The sequence below is a fragment of the Desulfobulbus alkaliphilus genome (assembly GCF_016918545.1).
Classification (GTDB): domain Bacteria; phylum Desulfobacterota; class Desulfobulbia; order Desulfobulbales; family Desulfobulbaceae; genus Desulfobulbus; species Desulfobulbus alkaliphilus.
Genome location: NZ_JAFFQC010000226.1, coordinates 1 through 452, shown reverse-complemented (window position 1 = coordinate 452; position 452 = coordinate 1). Strand labels below are relative to the sequence as shown.

1 pseudogene is annotated in these 452 nt (G+C 63.5%); it reads right to left on the bottom strand.

The features are described from left to right. Positions 1 to 452, bottom strand: a pseudogene (locus JWG43_RS18255) (hydroxylamine reductase); the annotation flags it as partial.

Below are 452 nucleotides of genomic sequence, written 5' to 3'. Positions count from 1 at the left end.
CCCTTGAGCGCGTAGAGGCAGAGCAGGCGCAGTCCCATGATGTCTTCATTGACTTCGCTCTTGCCGCGGTTGACCGCGGTCTGGGGCGCATGGGCCAGCTGTTCCAGCAGCTCGACACCCGGCTCGAAGCGGGCGGCGGCAGGCAGCTCGGCAAGCTGTACCGCCTGCGCGGCCAGACGATCGGCCAGTTGCTGCCGATAGGCCAGCGCCTGGTTGACATAGTCGACGATGCGCGCGGAGTCAAAGTTGACGTTGGGGAGGGTGGCGAAGAAGGCCTTGGGTACGAAGGCATCGATCTCGTCATCAACGATGTCGTGCTCACGGGCCGCCAGCGCCCAGGCACTGAGGCCTTGCAGCGTATAAATCAGCTCATCCTGCAGATCCGAGGTCTCGGCCGTCTTGCCGCACATACCTTGTGCATACGCGCAGCCATTGCCTGCGGGGGTACGAAT